The sequence below is a fragment of the Kitasatospora sp. NE20-6 genome (genome assembly GCF_045862635.1).
Map to the genome: position 1 here is coordinate 142,157 of NZ_BPRL01000020.1, position 15,868 is coordinate 158,024.

Genomic DNA, 15,868 nt, shown 5'->3' on the forward strand with positions numbered 1-15,868 from the left:
GACTCGTCAGAGTCCGCGCAGGGCGCCGCCGTCGACCGGCACCATCACGCCGGTGAGGTAGGAGGCGGCGGGGGAGAGCAGGAAGGCGGCGACCTTGCCGAACTCCTCCGGGGTGCCGTACCGGCCGAGCGGGATCGCCGCGCTCGCCCGGGTGCGGGCGGCGGCCGCGTCGCCGCTCAGCGCGTCCAGCTCCCGGACGCGGTCGGTGTCGATCCGGGCGGGCAGCAGGCCCACGACGCGGATGCCGCGCGGGCCCAGCTCGTCCGCGAGCGACTTCGCGGCCATGGCGAGGCCGGGCCGCAGGCCGTTCGACATGCCGAGGCCGGAGATCGGCTCGCGGACCGACCCCGACAGGACGAAGCCGATCACACCGCCCTCGGTGAGGGCCTCCGCGGCGACCCGGGCGATCCGCAGCGCGCCGAGGAACACCGACTCGAAGGCGCCCCGCCAGGCGTCGTCGCCCGCGCCGAGCACCGGTCCGGCGGCCGGGCCGCCGACGCTGATCAGCACCCCGTCGAGGCGGCCGAACCGCTCCTGGGCCGCCTCGACCAGGGCGGCCGCGGTCGCCGGGTCGCTGTTGTCGGCCACCACGCCGTGGGCGTGCCCGGGGCCGCCGAGTTCGGCGACGGCCGCCTCGACCGACTCCTTCGTCCGCCCGCTGACCACCACCCGGGCGCCGTCGGCGACGAGCTCGCGGGCCGAGGCGAGGCCCAGGCCGCGGGTCGCACCGGTCGTGACGTACACCTTCTGCTGAAGTCCGAGATCCATGGGGTCATCCTGCCCGGTCGGCGGCCCGGGCGTGGGGTCGGTCCCACCTGTCGGCGCCGGGTTGACGCGGAAGGGAAGGATAGGCAAACCTAACCGGAATCGAAGGTTCCTCTCGTGTTCGGAGCAGTGCCATGGCCCAGACCGACCGGCTCCTCCCTCCGCTCGGGCCGGCGGCCCGCTGCGCAGCGGTCTCCGCCGGCCTGTGCGCGCTGTGGGCCGGGAGCGCCTGGACGGCCGGGCAGGTGCACGTCCGGCCGGCCCTGCACACCGTCGCCCTCTTCGTGCACCTGGTCTCCCTGGTCGCCGGCTTCGGCGCGGTGCTCGCCATCGACTACCTGGGCGCGCTGTGGCTGCTCGGCCGCCGGACGCTCCGGCAGGTCGTCGAGGCCACCGCGCCCCTGCACGTGCCGGTCTGGGCCGGGCTGGCCGGCCTGACCGCGAGCGGCATCCTGCTGGAGCCCCGGCTGGAGTCCGGCCTCACCCAGGTGAAACTCGTCCTGGTGCTGCTGATCGCCCTCAACGGCGTCCAGGCCGGCACCCTGCACCGGCGGCTGCAGGAGCAGGGCGGAGCCCGCCCGCCGCGGCGGCTGCTCGTCCGCGGTGCGTGCTCCGCCCTGGTCTCCCAGATCGGCTGGTGGGGTGCGCTGGGCATCGGGTTCTGGAACACCCGGCACTGAGCCGCCGCCCGCGCGGCACGTCAGCCCACCGGCACGCCCGGGTTCGCCAGGCCGTCGCCGCCGGTCACGGTGTTGTCCGCGGTGATCGTGGCCGGGCAGGAGCCCGCCGCGTAGTTCGTGAGGTCGAAGGCGTAGCGGCCGGTGCCGGACGCGCCGGTCAGGTCGGAGCGGTTGGCCCGGAAGACGGTGCCGCAGCCCCAGCCCGCGTACTGGCTGTGCGTCTGGTAGCCGTCGTTGGTGGTGCGGGTGCCCGTGTTGTGCTCGACGACGTAGCCGTTGCCCTTCACGTCGACCCACGAGTCGTCGTAGTTCACGCCGGTGAGGCCGTTGCCGTCGAAGGTGTTGCCCGACACCAGGCCGCCGGTCGTGCCCTCCTTGAGGTCGATGTTCTCGCCGCCGATGTCGGGGCCGATCGTGTTGCCGATGATCTGCACGTGGTCGCTGTGGTCGGTCAGCGTGTTGGCGGTGCCGACGTACACGCCCTCGCCCTTGCCGTCGTGGGCCGTGCCGGTGTCGTGGACGGTCGAGCCGCGCAGCACGCCGTAGCTGCTCGACGTGCGGAAGTGCACGCCCTCCATGGTGGTGTGGTGCACGGTGACCGCGTCCAGCTCGACGTGGTCGGCCGCGTCCACCATGATCCCCTTCTGGGCGCCGGTGACGGTGACGCCGTGCACCGTCCAGTACGCGGCCCCGTCGAGGTGCAGGCCGTAGCCGCCGCCGGTGGAGGTGGTGAGCACCGCGTTCGGCGAGCCGGTGATCGTGATCCGTGCGGTGGCGGTGCCCGGGACGGTGGCCTTGAAGTTGCCGGTGTAGGTGCCGTCGGCGAGCCGGATCGTCCGGCCGGGCACGGCGGCGGTCAGCGCGGCCTGGAGCTCCTTGCCGGTGGACACGTCGACGGTGGAACCGCCGGTCGGCGTCGCCGTCGGGGTCGCCGTGGTCGTGGGCGTGGTCGTGGGCGTGGGCGTGGGCGTCGGGGTGGCGGTCGGCGTCGCGGTGGGGGTCGGGGTCGGTGTGCCCGGATCGCCGCCGGTCAGCGAGACGTCGTCCACGGCGTAGGCGCCCGAGCCGTACCAGCCGCTCACCGTGACGGTCACCGGGCCGGCCGAGGCGCCGGTGGTGAAGGTGCGGGTGAGCCTGGTCCAGGCGGTGCCGCCGGTCCAGGTGGAGGCGGAGACGCCGGAGCCGGAGGCGGCCAGCGTGACGTACGGGCCCTTCACCCACGCGGCCAGCGTGTAGGCGGTGTTCGGCTGCAGGGTGACGGTCTGCGTGCACGGCGCGAGGTCGCCGGCGCCCGGGGTGGCGACGAGGGCCCATCCGCCGCCGTGCGGTGCGGCGGAGTCGGCCTTCGAGGTGCCGGAGCAGGTCCAGCCGGTGAGCGAGCCGGCCTCGAAGCCGCCGTTGGTGAGGAGTTCGGCGGCGGCGGCGCCCGCGCGGTCGGGCAGCAGCGCGAGCGCGCCGGCGGCGAGGAGCAGGGGGGCGGCCGCGGCGAGGCCGCGGACGCGCAGGGACCGGTGCTGCGTCATGGGGGCGCTCCGTGTGAGGGGGTGAGAGCGTGCCGGAAGAACGGTCGCCCCACACTTTGGACTAGACCATTAAGGCCGTCAACCCCGTCGGCCCCCGCCGGTCCAGGTCAGCGCTCCCGCCAACCCCCGTCCGTGCCGGGCCCGTTGCCCGCCGGCCCGGTCAGGCCGCGGCGAGCTCCTCGACGGGCGCCGCCGCCGCGAGCGCCGCCGCCCGCTCCTTCTCCTCGCGGCGGGCCAGCACGACCAGGCCGACCGGCACCAGGGCGGCGAAGAGCCACCACTGCACGGCGTACGCCATGTGCGGGCCGATGTCGGAGTGGTTCGGCTCCGCGAGCAGGGTCGGCGAGTCGCCGGCGGCCGGCACCGAGGAGGCCAGCTCCAGGTAGCCGCCCAGCACGGTGGCGCCGGTGCGCCCGGCCTGCTTGGTGCTGTCGATCAGCTTGAACTGCCGGTCCGGCAGGCCGCCGCGGTCGCGGATGCCGCTGCTCGCCGTGGTCTCGTCCGCCCGCATCCACCCGGTCGCCGTGACCCGGCCGGCCGGCGGCGCGGCCACCACCGGGTAGCTGGTGGCGTCGGCGCCGGACTCCACCCAGCCGCGGTTCACCAGCACCGAGCCGCGGCCGTCGGCCAGCACCAGCGGCGTCACGACGAAGTACCCGATGCTGCTGCCGCCGGGCTCGGTGCGCCCGCGGATCACGAACTCGTGCGCGGTGTCGTACGTGCCCACCGCCGTCACCCTGCGCCAGGTGAGGTCGCCCGGCACCGTGAAGCCCGGCGTGGAGAGCGAGTCGAACGCGACCGGCGGCGCCTTCAGGTTGTGGGCGATCAGCGCGTTGCGGGCCACCCGCGCCTCGTGCCGGTGCAGCTGCCAGAATCCCAGCCGGACCATCGCGGGGATCAGCAGCAGCGCGACGAGCGTGATGACCGCCCATCGCCGGGACAGCAGAAATCGGTACACACCCGGCACGCTACGCCCTAGACGTCCGCCGCCCGGACACCGGGGTGGGGGGCGACCTCGCGGAGCAACTGGAGGAAGGCGTCCTCGCCGACCACCGGGGTGCCGAGGTCCCGGGCCTTGCGGGCCTTGCCGCTCCAGCTGCCCGGTTCGTTGGTGACGAGCAGGCTGGTGAGCCGGCTCACCGAGGTCGCGATGTGCAGCCCGGCCTCGACGGCGCGGTCCTCCAGCAGCTCGCGCTCGGTGGCGGTGTCGCCGGTGATGGCCACCCGCATGCCCTGCACCAGCGGCGAGCCGTCCGCCCACCGCCCCGGGTTCGGGTACGGGCAGGCCGGCCGCTTGCGGCTCGGACGGTACGAGGCCGACCACGAGCCGCGGGCCGGCGCGGGCGGGTCGCCCTCGCCGAGGTCGGTCACCGCGACACAGGTGGTGAGCGGCAGCGTCAGACCCACCTGCCGGGCCAGCTGCAGGCTCGGCCGGAACGCCTCGGCCAGCACCCGGGCGTCGTCGAGCGCGTTGTGCGCCTGGCGCTGCTGCACGCCGAAGTGCGCGACCAGCGAGGACAGCTTGCCGTTCGGCAGCGGCAGGCCCAGGTCGCGGGAGAGCACCATGGTGCAGAGCCGCTGGTCGACCGGGGCGCTCAGCCCGGCCCGGGAGAACTCCCGCGAGAGCATGTTCCAGTCGAAGAGGGCGTTGTGCGCCACCATCACCCGGCCGCGGAGCTTCTCCGCGAGCTCGCCGGCGATCTCCGGGAAGGACGGCGCGTCCGCGAGCATCGCCGAGGTCAGGCCGTGGATCCAGACCGGCCCCGGGTCGCGGTCCGGGTTGACCAGCGTGTACCAGTGCCCGGTCACCTCGCCCTGCGCGTCCAGCTGGTACACACCCACCGACACGACCCGGTCGGAGCGGCCGAGCCCCGTGGTCTCGACGTCGACGACGGCGAACCCGGCGTCGGACTCGGCGGCGGGACGGGGGGCCGGGAACGGCGTGGGCCCGGCCGGGCCGTCCCACGGGGACTGGATCGCATGCATGGTGCACCACTCTAAGGCCGGGCGGCCGCCGCCCAGGGCCGATCGCCGCGGGCGGTGACCCGCACCGCGCGGGAATAGAGTGGTCGTCGGAGCAGTCGTACAACCTCTCGACCTGCCCCTGGTCGTCAGCACCCCGACGAGACCCCCCTCCCGTGAAGGACACCCCATGCGCGCCACCGTGATCCACGGCCCCAACGACATCCGGATCGAGGAGGTGCCGGACCCGGTGCTGCGCAAGCCCACCGACGCGATCGTCCGGGTGGTCAACGCCTGCATCTGCGGCAGCGACCTGTGGGCGTACCGCGGTGTGGCGGCCCGGGCGGCGGGCCAGCGGATCGGCCACGAGTTCCTCGGCGTCGTCGAGGAGGTCGGCCCCGCGGTGACCGGCTTCCGGCCGGGCGACTTCGTCGTGGCGCCGTTCGTCTGGTCGGACGGCACCTGCGACCACTGCCGCGACGGCCTGCACACCTCCTGCCCCGAGGGCGGGTTCTGGGGCGAGGTCGGTTCGGACGGCGGCCAGGGCGAGGCCGTCCGCGTGCCGTACGCCGACGGCACGCTCGTGCAGCTGCCGCGGGAGACGGCCGGCGAGGAGAAGCTGCTGCCCGGCCTGCTGGCGCTCTCGGACGTCATGAGCACCGGCCACCACGCGGCGGTCTCCGCGGGCGTGCGGCCCGGCGCCACCGTCGCGGTGGTCGGCGACGGCGCGGTCGGCCTGTGCGGCGTGCTCGCCGCGCAGCGGCTCGGCGCCGGCCGGATCATCGCCCTGGGCCGGCACGAGGCCCGTACCGCGATCGCCCGCGCCTTCGGCGCCACCGACGTGGTCGCCGAGCGCGGCGACGCCGCCGTCGAGGCCGTGAAGGAGCTGACCGGCGGTCAGGGCGCGCACGCCGTCCTGGAGGCCGTCGGCACCGCCGAGTCGATGCGCACCGCGATCTCGATCGCCCGCGACGGCGGCGCGGTCGGCTACGTCGGCGTGCCGCACGGCGGCAGCGCCGGCGTCGACCTCGGCCAGATGTTCGGCCGGAACGTGTCGTTGTGCGGCGGGGTCGCCCCGGCCCGCGCGTACATCCCCGAGCTGCTGCCCGACGTGCTCTCCGGCGCCATCGACCCCGGCCTCGTCTTCGACCGCACCGTGGGCCTCGACGGCGTGCCGGACGGCTACCGCGCCATGGACGACCGCTCCGCGCTCAAGGTGCGCATCGCGCTCTGAAAGGGGCGCGCACCGCGCTCCGGAAGGGGCGCGCCGCGCGCCGCACCACGCCCGGACCGAGGGGCGGGGGGCGGCGCGGCGGGGGCCCCCCCGCGCGGGGGGGGGGGGGCGCCCCCCCCCCCCCCCCGCCCGCCCGGGGGGGGGCCCCGGCCCGCGGGGGCCCGCCCCTCGGTCGTGCGCGGACACTTTTCGGCCAGATCGGGCGGTGCCCGGACCCGATCGTGCGCAGACGCTGTCCCGCGCCCGCGCGGTGGATCTAGCATGCAGCCGCACCGCACCTGTGATGCCCCTCACACCCCAGCGATCCACCCGTGCACCCGAAGACGTCAGGAGACACCGAGTGGACACCCCACCGGCCCCCGGGGCCGCCGCAGAGGTCCGACGCATCGAGGAGAGCGAGGAGTTCCGCGGCCTCAGGTCGGCCTTCCGCAGCTTCGCCTTCCCCGTCACCGCCGGATTCATCGTCTGGTACCTGCTCTACGTGCTGCTCTCCAGTTACGCGCCCGCCTTCATGGCCACCAAGGTGATCGGCCACATCAACGTGGCGCTGGTGCTCGGCCTGCTGCAGTTCGCCTCCACCTTCGCGATCGCCGCCTGGTACGCCCGCTACGCGGACCGCCGGCTCGACCCGCCGTCCGAGGCCATCCGTACCGCCCATGCGCCCGCCGCCGTCGACGCGCCCCGGGAGGCCGCCGAATGAACGCCCTGGCCAGCGCCGCGAGCGACCACCGCGGCATCACCATGACCCTCTTCGGCGTGTTCGTGCTCGCCACGCTCGGCATCACGATCTGGGCCGGCCGGCAGACCAAGGACGCCGCCGACTTCTACGCCGGAGGCCGCGGCTTCACCGGCTTCCAGAACGGCCTCGCCATCTCCGGCGACTACATGTCGGCCGCCAGCTTCCTCGGCATCGCCGGGGCCATCGCGCTCTTCGGCTACGACGGCTTCCTCTACTCCATCGGCTTCCTGGTGGCCTGGCTCGTCGCCCTGCTGCTCGTCGCCGAACCGCTGCGCAACTCCGGCCGCTACACCATGGCCGACGTGCTGGCCTTCCGGATGAAGCAGCGTCCGGTCCGCACCGCGGCCGGCGTCTCCACCATCGTCGTGTCGATCTTCTACCTGCTGGCCCAGATGGTCGGCGCGGGCTCGCTCGTCGCCCTGCTGCTCGGCGTCAGCGGCGACGGGGCCAAGCGCTGGACGATCGTCGCGGTCGGCGCCCTCATGGTGATCTACGTCGCGGTCGGCGGCATGAAGGGCACCACCTGGGTGCAGATCGTCAAGGCCGTGCTGCTGATCGCCGGCACCGCGCTGATGACCGTCCTCGTGCTCGCCAAGTACCACTTCAACCTCTCCACCCTCCTCGGGGCGGCCTCCGAGGCCAGCGGCAAGGGTGCGGCCTTCCTCGAACCCGGGCTGAAGTACGGCACCACCGGCACCACCAAGCTCGACTTCCTCAGCCTCGGCCTCGCGCTCGTGCTGGGCACCGCGGGCCTGCCGCACATCCTCGTGCGCTTCTACACCGTGCCCACCGCCAAGGCCGCACGGAAGTCCGTGCTCTGGGCGATCGGCATCATCGGCGGCTTCTACCTGATGACCCTCGCCCTCGGCTTCGGCGCCGCAGCCATCGTCGGCCCGACGGCCATCAAGGCCTCCAACGCGGCCGGCAACACCGCCGCCCCGCTGCTCGCCCAGGAACTCGGCGGCGGCGCGGGCTCCACCGGCGGCGCCATCCTGCTGGCGGTGATCTCCGCGGTGGCCTTCGCCACCATCCTCGCCGTGGTCGCCGGGCTCACCCTCGCCTCGTCGGCGTCCTTCGCCCACGACCTGTGGGCCAACGTGATCCGGCGCGGCAAGGCCTCCGAGAAGGAGGAGGTGCGCTCCGCCAAGCTCGCCGCCGTGGCGATCGGCGCGGTCGCCATCGTGCTGGCGCTGTTCGCCGACAAGCTGAACGCCGCCGCCCTGGTGGCGCTCGCGTTCGCCGTCGCCGCCTCGGCCAACCTGCCGACCCTGCTCTACTCGCTGTTCTGGAAGCGCTTCACCACCGCCGGCGCGGTCAGCTCCGTCTACGCGGGCCTGATCAGCTCGGTCACCCTGGTGATTTTCTCCACCGTCGTCTCCGGCGGCAAGAACTCGCTCTTCCCGCACAGCGACTTCCACTGGTTCCCGCTGGAGAACCCCGGCCTGGTCTCCATCCCGATCGGCTTCCTCGCCGGCTGGATCGGCACCCTCCTCTCCAAGGAGCCCGCCGACCCGGAGAAGTACGCTGAACTGGAGGTGCGTTCGCTCACCGGGCTCGGAGCCCACTGACCGGACGGCCCCCGGACGGACACCGCCGCATCGTTAGACTGGCCCGGCCCGCCCGCACAGGCGGCCGGGCCACCCGGCTTTCAGGGGAAGGGCGCCGCCATGCTGCTCGACACCTTCGGCCGTCAGGCCGTCGACCTGCGCGTCTCCCTCACCGACCGCTGCAACCTCCGCTGCACGTACTGCATGCCCGAGGAGGGCCTGCAGTGGCTGGCCAAGCCCGACCTGCTGACCGACGAGGAGATCATCCGCCTGGTCGGCATCGCGGTGCGCGACCTCGGCGTGCGGGAGGTCCGCTTCACCGGCGGCGAACCGATGCTGCGCCCCGGCCTGGTCGGCATCGTCGAGGCCTGCGCCGCGCTCGAACCCCGCCCCGAGCTGTCGCTCACCACCAACGGCATCGGCCTCGCCCGGACCGCCGACACCCTGAAGCGGGCCGGCCTCGACCGGGTCAACGTCTCGCTCGACACCCTCGACGAGGACGTCTTCCACACCCTCACCCGGCGCCGCCGCCACCACGACGTCCTCGCGGGCCTGGCCGCCGCGGAGGCCGCCGGCCTCAGCCCGGTCAAGCTCAACGCCGTGCTCATGCGCGGGGTCAACGACCACGAGGCCGCCGACCTGCTCGCCTGGTGCATCGAGCACGGCTACGAGCTGCGCTTCATCGAGCAGATGCCGCTCGACGCCCAGCACGGCTGGGACCGCTCGCAGATGGTCACCGCCGAGGAGATCCTCGACCTGCTCCGCACCCGCTTCGCGCTCACCCCCGAGCCGGCCGCCGCCCGCGCCGCCGCCCCCGCCGAACGCTGGCTGGTCGACGGCGGGCCCGCCCGGGTCGGCGTGATCGCCTCCGTCACCCGGCCGTTCTGCCGGGCCTGCGACCGCACCCGGCTCACCGCCGACGGACAGGTGCGCAACTGCCTCTTCGCCACCGGAGAGACCGACCTGCGCGAGGCGCTGCGCTCCGGCGCCCCCGACGAGCGGATCGGTGCCCTGTGGCGTGCGGCGATGTGGGGCAAGAAGGCCGGGGCGGGCATCGACGACCCGGAGTTCCTCCAGCCCGACCGCCCGATGTCCGCGATCGGCGGCTGACCGGCCCGGACGGTGATTCCCTGCCGCCGGAGGGTCGTCGGGGCACGCCGCCGTCCGCCGGCAGGGCCGGTGCCGGGGCCGGGCGTCCTCAGCCGGTGAAGCCGTCCAGCGGGACGACCTCCTTGAGGAAGCCGCGCACCCCCAGGAACTGCGTGAGGTGCTCGCGGTGCTCGTCGCAGGCCAGCCAGGTCTTGCGGCGGTCCGGCGTGTGGAGCTTGGGGTTGTTCCACACCAGCACCCACACCGCCGCGCTGCGGCACCCCTTGCCGGAGCAGGCCGGCGGGCCGTCGGGGCCGTCGGTGCCGCCGAAGAGGCCGAGCGGAGGGGTGTTCATGCGATGCCGTCCTGTCGGGTGCTGCCGGAGTGTTCACGGCCAGTCTCGCACCCGCCGGGCAGCCGCCCGTACGCGGACATGACGACGCCGGGCAGCCACGGGGGGAGCCGCCCGGCGTCGGTCTGTCGCTCCGACGGGGGATGCGGAGCGCGTACGCAGTATGTCACGGCCCAACCCCCGCGTGGCTAGGTCTTTCATGATTAATCTGAGCTTCCACTGAGCCTTCTGCCGGGCGAACCGCGGCAGAACAGGACGTAACGGGTGATCGCTCCGGGTGCGACTCAGTCGGTCCGGACGTCGCCGTCGGTGCCGGTCGTGCCGGTTGTGCCGCCGGGGCCGCCGGGCGCTCCGCCCGTGCCGTCCGCGTCCGGGGCGTCCGCGGGGCGGGCGGAGCCGGCGCCCTCGGGCCGTCCGCCGCCGCCCCGGCCGCCGGGGCCGAGCATCAGCGGGGTCTGCGGCGACACGTCGAACGTGCTCGGCAGTCCCGGCGCGCGCTCGCGGCCGGCGTTGGCGATCAGCACCGCGAAGTACGGCATCAGCACGGCCGCGCCCAGCGCCGCGAACGCCACGAAGCGCTGGACGTCCCACAGCACCACCGCCAGCAGCACGCACACGGTGCGGACGAGCATGGAGATCACGTACCGCCGCTGCCGCCCGCGCACGTCCTCGGTGAGGCTGCTGCGTGCTCCGGTGATCCGGAAGACCTGTCCGTTGCCGGGGCTCTTCGCCATCTCCAACCGCCTTCGTCCGTGCGCGTACCCTCCCACGGGTGCGGCCCCGTTCACGGTACGCCGTGCCGGGGCCGCACCGGGGTCCGGGGGCTCAGACCGTGCGGAGGTACTGCGCGGGCACCGCGTCGGCGAGCCAGACACCGTTCGCGCTGACGCGGAACTCGTGGCCGTCGGCGGCCATCGCGGCGGCGTCCACCACCAGCACCACCGGGCGCCCGTGGCGCGAGCCGACCCGCACCGCGGTCTCGGTGTCCACCGACAGGTGGACGTCCCGGCGGCCCATCGGACGGAGCCCCTCGCGGAGGACCGCCTCCAGGACCCGCCCGGTGGTGCCGTGGTACAGCACCGCGGGCGGGTCGGAGGGGGGCAGGCCGAGGTCGACCTCGACGGAGTGCCCCTGGCTGGCCCGGATGGAGAGGCCGTCCTCGGAGAACGCGAAGCGCCGCTTGTTGTTCGTCGCCACGACGTGGTCCAGCTCGGCCCGGCCGACCCGTGCGCCGTGCCGTGCCAGGGCGGCGAGCAGGGTCTCCACCCCGACCCACCCGGCGTCGTCGAGCGTGATGCCGACGGACGCCGGATCGTGCCGCAGGATGCGGGACAGCCGTTTGGAGATCCTGACCGTCTGCTTCTCGTCCACTTCTTCCGTTCCCCCTCCGCGGGCCGGACCTCCTACGAGGCCTGGCTGACCGAACTCATGTTGAAGCCCGCGACCCGCACCGGCGGCATCGCGGCGCGCGTGAACCAGTCGCCCCACTCGCGGGGCAGGCAGCGCTCGGTGCGGCCGACCTCGGTGATCCGCCCGAGGATGTCGACCGGCGACTCGTTGAACCGGAAGTTGTTGACGGCGCCCACCACTTCGCCGTTCTCCACCAGGTAGACGCCGTCCCGGGTGAGGCCGGTGAGCAGCAGGGTGGCCGGGTCGACCTCGCGGATGTACCAGAGGCAGGTGAGCAGCAGGCCGCGCTCGGTGCGGGCGATCATCTCGTCGAGGGTGGGCGCCGCGGCCTGGTCGGCGGTCTCCAGCACGAGGTTGTCGACCGGCGGGTGCAGCGGCAGGCCGGTGAGGGCCGCGGAGTGCCGGGTGGTGAGGAGGTTGACCAGCTCGCCGTCGCGGATCCAGTCGGTGGGGGTCAGCGGGTGGCCGTTGTCGAACACCGAGTCGCTGTCGCCCGAGGCGTGCGCGAGGACGAACGGCGAGGCCTCGATGCCGGGCTCGGCCGGGTCGGAGCGCAGGGTCAGCGGCAGCGGGCTGAGCCGCTCGCCGATCCGGGTGCCGCCGCCGGCCTTGGAGAAGACCGTGCGGCCCTCGACCGCGTCCCGGCCGCCGGACGACCAGCTGAGGTAGACCAGCAGGTCGGCGACGGCGGACGGCGGCAGCAGCGCCTCGTAGCGGCCGGCGGGAAGGTCGACCCGCTTGGCGCCCCAGCCGAGCCGGCGGGTGAGGCCGGCGTGCATGGCGGTGACGTCGACGTCGGTGAAGTCGCGGGTGGCGGCGCCGGCCCAGGCGGAGCCGGTGAGGTCGGCGGTCTTGGCGTTCAGCTCGACCGTGCCGGTGGGCTGGTCGTGGCGCAGCCGCAGGCCGGTGGACGTGCCGAGGTAGCTGCTGGTGACCTCGTGCCGGGCGAAGCCGTAGAGGAGTTCGCCGTTGGCGCGGGCCCGGGCGAACGCCTCGCCGAGGGCGGGGGCGAACGCGGAGAACACCTCGGCGGAGGTCTCGGCGGGCGGCGCCGTGAAGTCCGCGGAGGCCGGCCGTGCCGGGATCAGCGGCTTGGCGTCCTCGGCGGGTCCGGCGGAACGGGCGGCGTCCTCGGCGGCGCGCACCAGGCCCTCGACCTCGTCGAGGGTGACGGCCTCCCGGGAGACCACGCCGGAGGCGGTGCCCTCGGCGCCGTCGACGGTGGCGATCACGGTGAGGCGGCGCCCCCGGGTGACGCCGTTGGTGGTGAGGCCGTTGCCGGCCCAGCGGAGGTTCGCGGTGGAGTCCTCGTCGGCGATGACGACGGTGCCGTCCGCCCGGGAGAGCTCCAGGGCGCGCTCGACCAGCTCGTGGGGCTTGATCCCGCTCATCAGTGACCGGCCTCCTGCTGCGTGTTGAGCACGTTGACGTTGCGGAAGAGAGCGGACGGGCAGCCGTGGCTGACCGCGGCGACCTGCCCGGGCTGGGCCTTGCCGCAGTTGAAGGCGCCGCCGAGCACGTACGTCTGCGGGCCGCCGACGGCGCTCATCGAGCCCCAGAAGTCGGTGGTGGTGGCCTGGTAGGCGAAGTCCTTGACCTGCCCGGCGAGGCGGCCGCCGCGGATCGCGTAGGCGCGCTGCCCGGTGAACTGGAAGTTGTAGCGCTGCATGTCGATCGACCAGGAGCGGTCGCCGACGATGTAGAGGCCGTTCTCGACCTGGGAGATCAGCCCCTCGGTGTCCGGGCCGCCGGCGTCGGGCTGCAGGGAGACGTTGGCCATCCGCTGCACCGGCACGTGCGCGGGGGAGTCGGCGAACGCGCAGCCGTTGGAGCGGCCGAGGCCCTTGAGCTTCGCCATGGCGCGGTCGAGCTGGTAGCCGACCAGGGTGCCGTCCCTGACGAGGTCCCAGGACTGCGTGGCGACGCCCTCGTCGTCGTAGCCGATGGTGGCGAGGCCGTGCTCGGCGGTGCGGTCACCGGTGACGTGCATCAGGCCGGAGCCGTACGCGAGCGAGCCGAGCTTGTCGAACGTCGCGAAGGAGGTGCCCGCGTAGGCCGCCTCGTAGCCGAGGGCACGGTCCAGCTCGGTGGCGTGGCCGATCGACTCGTGGATGGTCAGCCACAGGTTGGACGGGTCGACCACGAGGTCGTAGCGGCCCGCGTCGACGGTCGGGGCCTTCATCTTCTCGGCGAGCAGCGTGGGCAGCTCGGCGAGTTCGGCGTCCCAGTCCCAGCCGGTGCCGCGCAGGTACTCGAAGCCGCGGCCGGCCGGCGGGGCGATGGTGCGCATCGAGTCGAAGGCGCCGGTGCGCTCGTCGACGGAGGTCGCCTCCAGCCACGGGTGCAGCCGCACGCGCTGCTGGGTGGTGACGGTGCCCGCGGTGTCGGCGTAGAACTTGTTCTCCTGCACCGTCAGCAGGGCCGCCGTCACGTGCGAGACGCCGTCGGCGGCGAGGAGCCGGCTGCTCCAGTCGGCGAGCAGCGCGGTCTTCTCCGCGTCCGGCACGTCGAAGGGGTTGACCTCGTACGAGGACAGCCACACCGCGTCCGCGTGGACGGGCTCGTCGGCGAGCTCCACGACGTCGTGCGAGCCGGCCGCACGGCTGATCCCCCCGGAGAGGCGGGCCACCGCGACGGCCTGCTCGGCGACCCGCGCGGCGGCGTCGACGGTCAGGTCGACACCGGCGGCGAAGCCCCAGGCCCCGTCGAGCAGCACCCGGACGGCGAAGCCCAGCTGCACGGTGTCCGAGGTGCCGGAGGGCCGGGCGTCACGCAGCCGCCAGGCGGCGCTGCGCACCCGTTCCAGCCGGAAGTCGGCGTGGGTGACGCCGAGTTCTCGGGCCCGGCCGAGCGCGGCGTCGGCGAGCGTGCGCAGCGGATAGCCGAGGAACAGCGGGTCGACGGCGCGGGGTGTGGGCGGCATCGGGCTCCCTGGGTCGTACGGTCGGGGTCGTCGGGTGCCCCGCGCAGGGGCACCCGATCGCATCATGGCCCGTCGCGGGGTTTGCGGGCCAGCGGATTACCACACGGCGTGTCAGCCCGGGTTCGGCGGGGCGCCGATGCCGTCGTGCGGCACCGGCCGCGGCCCGTGCACCATCCGTACGCGGAACCGCTCGGGCGCGGGGCGGGAGCCGCCGCAGAACGTGCCGATGCCCTTGCCCACCCCGGCGGGCCGCGACCGCCCCGCCCCGGGCCGCCGCCCCGGGCCGCCGCCCCGGGCCGTCGCCCCGGGGAACCAGTGGCGGGACGTCAGGCGATCGTCTCCCACCAGCCGTCGAGCTCCTGCGGCTGGTCGACGTCGACCCGCTCGCCGGGCCGTGGCACGACGAGCGGCACCGCCTGCGCCTTGGCCTCGACGAGCAGCCGCTCGACCGGCTCGGACCACGGGTGCAGGCCGAGGTTGAAGGTGCACCAGTGCACCGGCACCAGCAGGCCCGCGCGCAGCTCCCGGTGGGCGCGGACGGCGTCCTCCGGCGTCATGTGGATGTCGGCCCAGGCCTCGTCGTACGCGCCGATCTGCACCAGTGCGGCGTCGAACGGGCCGTGCTGCTCGCCGATCGCCGCGTAGCCCTCGAAGTAGCCGGAGTCACCGGTGTAGTAGACCTTGCGGCTCGGGCCGGCGATCACCCACGAGCCCCAGAGGGTGGTGTTGCGGGTGGTGCCGCGGCCGGAGAAGTGGTGCGCCGAGGTGAGCGTGAGGGTGAGGTCGCCCAGGGTGCAGGTCTCGTCCCAGTCGAGCTCGATGATCCGGTGCTCGGGCACGCCCCAGCGCCGCAGGTGGCTGCCGATGCCGAGCGGCACCAGGAACGGCGCCGACTGCAGGGTGACCAGGCGCTTCACGGTGGCCATGTCGAGGTGGTCGTAGTGGTCGTGCGAGATCAGCACGGCGTCGACCGGCGGCACCTCGGCCAGGTCGGACGGCACGGGGTGCAGGCGCTTCGGGCCGACGTGCGCGGAGGGCGAGCAGCGGTCGCTCCAGATCGGGTCGAGCAGCACCCGGCTGCCCTGGATCTCGACGAGCACCGAGGCGTGCCCGTACCAGACGATCTCGACGCCCTCGGCGGCCGCGGCGCCGTGCTGCGGGCGGACGGTCGGCACCGGCAGCGCGGGCACCCGGCCCTCGCGGTCGAAGAGCATCCGGCGCACGGTCTCCGAGCTGGGCGTGCCGGGGGCGGCCGCGCCGGCCACCTCGGACGGGGCGTTGTGGAAGACGCCGTCGCGGTACTGCGGGGAGCGGCCGATGCGCTCCTCGCGGGCGCCGTCGGGGCGTCCGCCGAATGCCGCGGGCAGGTCGCGCAGGGCCCATGCGGCGGCCCCCACGGCCGCGGCGAGGGCGGTGAGCGTCAGCAGGCGGCCGCGCCGCCCGGTCGTCCTGGGGGGCTGTGCCTCGGTCATCCGTGCTCCCGCTTCCTTGTCACCGACCGTGTGCCGGGCCTCGCTCCGCGCGCCGCGCGTGATGCGTACGCCCAGAGGGCAACGGGTACGGCGGTGTCGGTTGTTCCCGCACGGGGGAGCCATTGTCGGGATGTCACAGTTCCCGCCGGACGGACCTGTGGGACGTCGATTC

16 protein-coding genes and 1 pseudogene are annotated in these 15,868 nt (G+C 74.3%); 5 read left to right on the forward strand and 12 right to left on the reverse strand.

Annotated features, from left to right (window positions below):
- Window positions 1-6 precede the first annotated feature (6 nt).
- Window positions 7-768, reverse strand: coding sequence for an SDR family oxidoreductase (locus tag SNE206_RS17830; protein WP_407914368.1), 762 nt, complete (start codon window positions 766-768; stop codon window positions 7-9).
- Window positions 769-899: 131 nt separating this feature from the next.
- Between SNE206_RS17830 and SNE206_RS17835 the strand changes: the two genes are divergently transcribed.
- Window positions 900-1,445 carry a hypothetical protein gene (locus SNE206_RS17835; protein WP_407914369.1) on the forward strand — a complete coding sequence of 182 codons (546 nt, stop codon included), beginning with the start codon at window positions 900-902 and terminating at the stop codon, window positions 1,443-1,445.
- Between the two features lie 20 nt (window positions 1,446-1,465).
- Here SNE206_RS17835 and SNE206_RS17840 read toward each other — a convergent pair whose 3' ends face one another.
- From SNE206_RS17840 to SNE206_RS17855, 4 genes and pseudogenes are all read right to left on the reverse strand, one after another.
- On the reverse strand, window positions 1,466-2,479 hold the full coding sequence (locus SNE206_RS17840) for a right-handed parallel beta-helix repeat-containing protein (RefSeq protein ID WP_407914407.1): 1,014 nt from the start codon (window positions 2,477-2,479) through the stop codon (window positions 1,466-1,468).
- 54 nt (window positions 2,480-2,533) lie between these two features.
- Window positions 2,534-2,968: pseudogene (locus SNE206_RS17845) on the reverse strand (carbohydrate binding domain-containing protein); the annotation flags it as partial.
- A gap of 160 nt (window positions 2,969-3,128) precedes the next feature.
- Complete coding sequence (locus SNE206_RS17850; RefSeq protein WP_407914370.1) at window positions 3,129-3,926, reverse strand: SURF1 family protein; 798 nt, start codon at window positions 3,924-3,926, stop codon at window positions 3,129-3,131.
- Window positions 3,927-3,943: 17 nt separating this feature from the next.
- Window positions 3,944-4,954, reverse strand: a complete 1,011-nt coding sequence (locus SNE206_RS17855; protein WP_407914371.1) for a DEDDh family exonuclease — start codon at window positions 4,952-4,954, stop codon at window positions 3,944-3,946.
- Window positions 4,955-5,120: 166 nt separating this feature from the next.
- Here SNE206_RS17855 and SNE206_RS17860 point away from each other — a divergent pair, with 166 nt between their 5' ends.
- From SNE206_RS17860 to moaA, 4 genes are all read left to right on the forward strand, one after another.
- Window positions 5,121-6,164 carry a zinc-dependent alcohol dehydrogenase family protein gene (locus tag SNE206_RS17860; protein WP_407914372.1) on the forward strand — a complete coding sequence of 348 codons (1,044 nt, stop codon included), beginning with the start codon at window positions 5,121-5,123 and terminating at the stop codon, window positions 6,162-6,164.
- 283 nt (window positions 6,165-6,447) lie between these two features.
- Window positions 6,448-6,864, forward strand: a complete 417-nt coding sequence (locus SNE206_RS17865; protein WP_407914373.1) for a DUF485 domain-containing protein — start codon at window positions 6,448-6,450, stop codon at window positions 6,862-6,864.
- On the forward strand, window positions 6,861-8,471 hold the full coding sequence (locus tag SNE206_RS17870) for a cation acetate symporter (RefSeq protein WP_407914374.1): 1,611 nt from the start codon (window positions 6,861-6,863) through the stop codon (window positions 8,469-8,471). Before SNE206_RS17865 ends, SNE206_RS17870 begins: the two co-directional genes overlap by 4 nt.
- A 99-nt stretch (window positions 8,472-8,570) precedes the next feature.
- Entirely contained in the window at window positions 8,571-9,560 is a 990-nt protein-coding gene (gene moaA / locus SNE206_RS17875) for a GTP 3',8-cyclase MoaA (RefSeq protein ID WP_407914375.1), read from the forward strand.
- Between the two features lie 88 nt (window positions 9,561-9,648).
- Here the strand turns inward: moaA and SNE206_RS17880 are convergent, their stop codons facing one another.
- The 7 genes from SNE206_RS17880 to SNE206_RS17910 form a co-directional block, all read right to left on the reverse strand.
- Window positions 9,649-9,894, reverse strand: a complete 246-nt coding sequence (locus SNE206_RS17880) for a hypothetical protein (protein WP_407914376.1) — start codon at window positions 9,892-9,894, stop codon at window positions 9,649-9,651.
- A gap of 281 nt (window positions 9,895-10,175) precedes the next feature.
- Complete coding sequence (locus SNE206_RS17885; protein ID WP_407914377.1) at window positions 10,176-10,625, reverse strand: DUF3099 domain-containing protein; 450 nt, start codon at window positions 10,623-10,625, stop codon at window positions 10,176-10,178.
- A 91-nt stretch (window positions 10,626-10,716) separates the two neighbouring features.
- Window positions 10,717-11,262, reverse strand: coding sequence for an RNA 2'-phosphotransferase (locus SNE206_RS17890; RefSeq protein ID WP_407914378.1), 546 nt, complete (start codon window positions 11,260-11,262; stop codon window positions 10,717-10,719).
- Window positions 11,263-11,294: 32 nt separating this feature from the next.
- Window positions 11,295-12,692 (reverse strand): metallopeptidase TldD-related protein, encoded by a 1,398-nt coding sequence (locus SNE206_RS17895; RefSeq protein ID WP_407914379.1) that lies wholly within the window; start codon window positions 12,690-12,692, stop codon window positions 11,295-11,297.
- Window positions 12,692-14,224 (reverse strand): TldD/PmbA family protein, encoded by a 1,533-nt coding sequence (locus SNE206_RS17900; protein ID WP_407914380.1) that lies wholly within the window; start codon window positions 14,222-14,224, stop codon window positions 12,692-12,694. Before SNE206_RS17900 ends, SNE206_RS17895 begins: the two co-directional genes overlap by 1 nt.
- Window positions 14,225-14,335: 111 nt before the next feature.
- Entirely contained in the window at window positions 14,336-14,569 is a 234-nt protein-coding gene (locus SNE206_RS17905; RefSeq protein ID WP_407914381.1) for a hypothetical protein, read from the reverse strand.
- On the reverse strand, window positions 14,551-15,696 hold the full coding sequence (locus tag SNE206_RS17910) for an MBL fold metallo-hydrolase (protein ID WP_407914382.1): 1,146 nt from the start codon (window positions 15,694-15,696) through the stop codon (window positions 14,551-14,553). Before SNE206_RS17910 ends, SNE206_RS17905 begins: the two co-directional genes overlap by 19 nt.
- Between the last annotated feature and the right edge of the window lie 172 nt (window positions 15,697-15,868).